The organism is Streptomyces sp. SID11385, from assembly GCF_010548245.1.
In the GTDB taxonomy this organism is placed as follows: Bacteria; Actinomycetota; Actinomycetes; order Streptomycetales; family Streptomycetaceae; genus Streptomyces.
This window is the reverse complement of sequence record NZ_JAAGLR010000508.1, coordinates 1-4,493: the sequence shown is the minus strand read 5'-3', so window position 1 is coordinate 4,493 and position 4,493 is coordinate 1. Positions and strand designations below refer to the sequence as shown.

5 protein-coding genes are annotated in these 4,493 nt (G+C 73.3%); 2 read left to right on the top strand and 3 right to left on the bottom strand.

Features of this window, described 5'->3' with window-relative positions:
- The coding region (locus G3I42_RS15795; RefSeq protein WP_164286479.1) for a DUF1003 domain-containing protein at window positions 1-532 on the top strand (532 nt) is incomplete at its 5' end.
- A 152-nt stretch (window positions 533-684) separates the two neighbouring features.
- Window positions 685-1,818, top strand: a complete 1,134-nt coding sequence (locus tag G3I42_RS15790; RefSeq protein WP_009068554.1) for an Mrp/NBP35 family ATP-binding protein — start codon at window positions 685-687, stop codon at window positions 1,816-1,818.
- Window positions 1,819-1,887: 69 nt separating this feature from the next.
- Here the strand turns inward: G3I42_RS15790 and G3I42_RS15785 are convergent, their stop codons facing one another.
- From G3I42_RS15785 to G3I42_RS15775, 3 genes are all read right to left on the bottom strand, one after another.
- Window positions 1,888-2,544, bottom strand: a complete 657-nt coding sequence (locus G3I42_RS15785) for a hypothetical protein (RefSeq protein ID WP_164286477.1) — start codon at window positions 2,542-2,544, stop codon at window positions 1,888-1,890.
- Between the two features lie 279 nt (window positions 2,545-2,823).
- Entirely contained in the window at window positions 2,824-3,327 is a 504-nt protein-coding gene (locus G3I42_RS15780) for a sec-independent translocase (protein ID WP_164286475.1), read from the bottom strand.
- A gap of 220 nt (window positions 3,328-3,547) precedes the next feature.
- On the bottom strand, window positions 3,548-4,493 hold a 946-nt coding region (locus G3I42_RS15775; RefSeq protein WP_164286473.1), incomplete at its 5' end, for a trypsin-like peptidase domain-containing protein.

Below are 4,493 nucleotides of genomic sequence, written 5' to 3'. Positions count from 1 at the left end.
CAAGGACCGGGCCGCCGGGCGCTCGCGGCGGCGGCTCGACGTGCCGCGCGCCCCCCGGCGGCGGCTCGTGCCCGACTACGACCCGGAGTCCTTCGGGCGGGCCTCGGAGCGCATCGCGCGCTTCCTCGGCACGGGCCGGTTCATCGTCTGGATGACGGTCATCATCATCGTGTGGGTGGTGTGGAACATCGCCGCGCCCGACGCGCTGCGCTTCGACAGCTATCCCTTCATCTTCCTGACGCTCATGCTCTCGCTCCAGGCCTCGTACGCGGCGCCGCTCATCCTCCTCGCGCAGAACCGCCAGGACGACCGCGACCGGGTCAACCTGGAGCAGGACCGCAAGCAGAACGAGCGGTCGATCGCCGACACCGAGTACCTCAGCCGCGAGATGGCGAGCCTGCGCATGGGGCTCGGGGAGGTCGCGACGCGCGACTGGATCAGGTCGGAACTCCAGGACCTCATGCGGGACTTGGAGGAACGCGGGGCGATCGAGGAGCGGACCGCGGAGGAGGCGGAGCGCGAGCGCCGCTGAGCGGGAGCGGCACGGGGCGGGGGCGACGGGGCGGGGCGGCCGGGCGCGGGGCGGGTGGCGCGGCGCGGGGGTGACGAAGGCGACGCGAGGCCCGGTCGGGCCGGAGGCGGCGGCGCCGTACCATCGGGTACATGGCTTCCGACACGCCCACACTGCCGAGCGAGGACGCGATCCAGGCGGCGCTCGCGACGGTGAACGACCCCGAGATCCACCGGCCCCTGACCGAGCTGGGCATGGTCAAATCCGTGGAGATCGCGCAGGACGGCGCCGTCGCGGTCACGGTCTACCTGACCGTCTCCGGCTGCCCGATGCGCGACACCATCAACGAGCGGGTCACGGCGGCGGTCGGCGCCGTTCCCGGCGTCACCTCGGTGACGGTCGGCCTCGACGTCATGAGCGACGAGCAGCGCAAGGAGCTGGCGACCGCGCTGCGCGGCGGCCAGGCCGAGCGCGAGGTGCCCTTCGCGAAGCCCGGCTCCCTGACCCGCGTCTACGCGGTCGCCTCCGGCAAGGGCGGCGTCGGCAAGTCCTCCGTGACGGTGAACCTGGCCGCCGCGATGGCGGCCGACGGCCTCAAGGTCGGCGTCGTGGACGCGGACATCTACGGCCACAGCGTGCCCCGCATGCTCGGCGCGGACGGGCGTCCCACCCAGGTCGAGAACATGATCATGCCGCCGTCCTCGCACGGCGTGAAGGTCATCTCGATCGGGATGTTCACGCCGGGCAACGCGCCCGTCGTGTGGCGCGGCCCGATGCTGCACCGCGCGCTCCAGCAGTTCCTGGCCGACGTGTACTGGGGCGACCTCGACGTCCTCCTCCTCGACCTCCCGCCGGGCACGGGCGACATCGCGATCTCCGTCGCCCAGCTCGTGCCCAACGCGGAGATCCTCGTCGTGACGACCCCGCAGCAGGCCGCGGCCGAGGTCGCCGAGCGCGCCGGGTCGATCGCGGTGCAGACGCACCAGAAGATCGTCGGCGTCGTCGAGAACATGTCCGGCATGCCGTGCCCGCACTGCGGCGAGATGGTCGACATCTTCGGCACCGGCGGCGGCCAGCTCGTCGCGGACGGCCTGACCCGTACGACCGGCGCGCAGGTCCCCGTCCTGGGCGCGATCCCGATCGACGTGCGGCTGCGCGAGGGCGGCGACGAGGGCACCCCGGTCGTCCTCTCCGACCCCGAGTCCCCCGCGGGCAGCGCGCTGCGCACGATCGCGGGCAAGCTCGGCGGTCGTCAGCGCGGCCTGTCGGGGCTCTCGCTCGGCATCACGCCGCGCAACAAGTTCTGAGTCCGGATACGCGGAGGGGGCGCCGTTCACAGGAACGGCGCCCCCTCCGCGTGTCCGCGTCCGCGTCCGTCAGAGGTAGACGCTCAGGTCCTCGACCCGGCTGAAGGCGAGTCCGTACGCGCTCATCCCCCGGCCGTACGCCCCGACGTGGACCTCGCCGGCGGTCCCCGCGAGCACCCAGCCGTACTCGGACTCGCGGTAGTGGAAGGGGGTGGGGCGGCCGTCGACGGGGAGGGTCAGGCTCGACCAGACCTCGCCTTCGAGGTCGTCGGCCAGCTCCCAGGCCGCCTCCGTCTGCTGGTCCAGCCAGTCGTCGCGGAGCGTGTGGTCGATCTGGCCCGGCCATGTGACGGTGAGCAGCCCGGCGCCTGCGAGCCACGCGGCGGAGGAGACCGTCGTGGCCTCCAGCATCCCGGTGCCGTCGGCGGTGCGCCGTCCCTCGTGCGCGGCGACGGTGACGACCGCGGCGAAGCGTTCCTTGTCGGCGCCGCCCTCGGTCCGCACCGAGGGCTCCTCGCCGTGCCCGAGCGAGCCGTGCTCGACGGCCCCGTCCCCGGCGACGGCCGCCTGCATCAGCCAGCGCGGCCCGGTGTACGCGGCGTCGAGGCCGTACCAGGGGAAGTCCGCCTTGCGGTAGAGCGCGTCGTCACGCCGGGATGCCGGACGCGACGGGCGTGCGCCCTCCGTGCCCTGGGGCTGTCCGTCCACCTGACTCGTGGTCTCCATCGTCGTGGCCGCCTCCTCGCTGTTCCCGGGGTCGACGACCCCGACACGGCAGGATAGCCACCCCTCGCCGCGCACACGTCACACGGCGGAGCGGAACCACGCGGGCGGCGGATGCGGGGAGCGGGGGCGGCGGGGCGGGGTGGCGGTACGGGGAGGCGCTGCGGTGGCGCGGGATGGCGGCGCTTCAGGGATGTGCGGCGGGCGTACGGCTCAGCGGCGCGTACGGGCTCAGGGGTGAGGACAGGCTCAGGGGTGAGGACGGGGCAGGCGCGGGACGGCTCAGGTGGCGTCGACGTCGTACGGGGGCGGGGTCGCCCCGGCCGGCTCGGGGCGCTTGGTGAGATCGGCCTTGGCGGGGCGCTTGGTGAGGTCGGCCTTGTTGTCGGGCTCGGCCTTCTTGCTCAGGTCCGTGAGGGAACGCTCGTCCTTCGCGACCTCGTCGTCGTTCTCGGCGTCCCTGCCGTGGACCGTGTCCGCCAGCTCGTTCATCTCCTTGCGGAAGTCGAGGCTGGAGCGGATCTCGGAGAGGCCGTACTCGTCCTCGCCCTTCGCGAGCTGCTTGCGCACGAAGTTCTTCGGGTGCAGGTCCTCGAACTCGAAGTCCTTGAACTCGGGGCCCAGCTCGCTGCGGATGTCGTTCTTGGCGCTGTCCGTGAACTCCCGGATCTTGCGCAGGACACGCATGCCGTCCTGGATCATCTTCGGCAGCTTGTCGGGGCCGAAGACGATCACGCCGAGCACGACAATGGTCAGTACCTCGAAAAACCCAACGTCATTGAACACCTGAGAACTCCTCGCGCCGTCCCCGGCGAGCGGCGCGTCCACCGCACGTTCCCGGGCCTGCTCCACGGTACCCGGCACCTCCCGAGGACGGTACGGTGCCGCCGGTCCCGTTTACGGCTGTGGCCCCAGGGGCCCCGGGGGTTCGCCGAAGCTTGGCCGCGTCTTTGCCTCCCTCCCCTTGCCCCGCACGGGGGTTCACGTCCGGGGCACCCGCAGGGGTTCAGTCCGCCGCGGCCAGCGTCAGTGTGGCGTGGTGCTCCCTGCCCTCGCGGACGTAGGTGAGGCGCAGGCGGTCGCCTGGGCGGTGGGCGCGGACGCGGACGATCAGGTCCTCGCTGGAGGTGACCGGCCTGTCGTCGGCGGCGGTCACCAGGTCGCCGGGGGCGAGGCCCGCGCGGTCGGCGGGGCCGCCGGGGGTCACGGCGTCCTCGGCGTCGCCGATGAGGGCGCCGTTCCTGTCCTCGCGGGAGTCGAGCGCGACTCCTATGACGGGGTGGGCGACGCGTCCGTGGGCGAGGAGTTCGCCCGCGACCCAGCGGGCCTGGTTGACGGGGATCGCGAAGCCGAGCCCTACGCTGCCGGCCTGCCCCTCGCCCGTACCGCTCGCGGACCTTATGGCGCTGTTGACGCCGATGACGTGCCCGGTGGCGTCGAGGAGCGGACCACCGGAGTTGCCGGGGTTGAGCGGGGCGTCGGTCTGGAGCGCGTCGACGTAGGAGACGTCGCCCCGGGCGTCCTCGCCCGCGGCGGTCACGGGGCGTTCCTTGGCGCTGATGATCCCGGAGGTGACGGTGTTGGGCAGGTCGAAGGGCGAGCCGAGGGCCACGACGGGGTCGCCGACCTGGACGCCCTCCGAGTCGCCGAGGGCGAGCGGCGTGAGGTTCTTCACGCCGCGCACGCGGACCACGGCGAGGTCGTAGCCCGCGTCCCTGCCGACGACTTCGGCGCGGAGGGTCTGGCCGCCGGAGAAGGTCACGGTGAGCGCGCCGCCGTCGGCGGCCGGGGCGACGACGTGGTTGTTGGTGAGGATGTGGCCCCTGCCGTCGAGGACGAAGCCGGTCCCCGTACCGGCCTCGCCCGAGCCCGAGGCGCGCAGGGTCACGACCCCGGGCAGCGCGCGCGCCGCGAGGTCGGCGACGCTCCCGGCGGGCCGCGCGGGCCCCGGC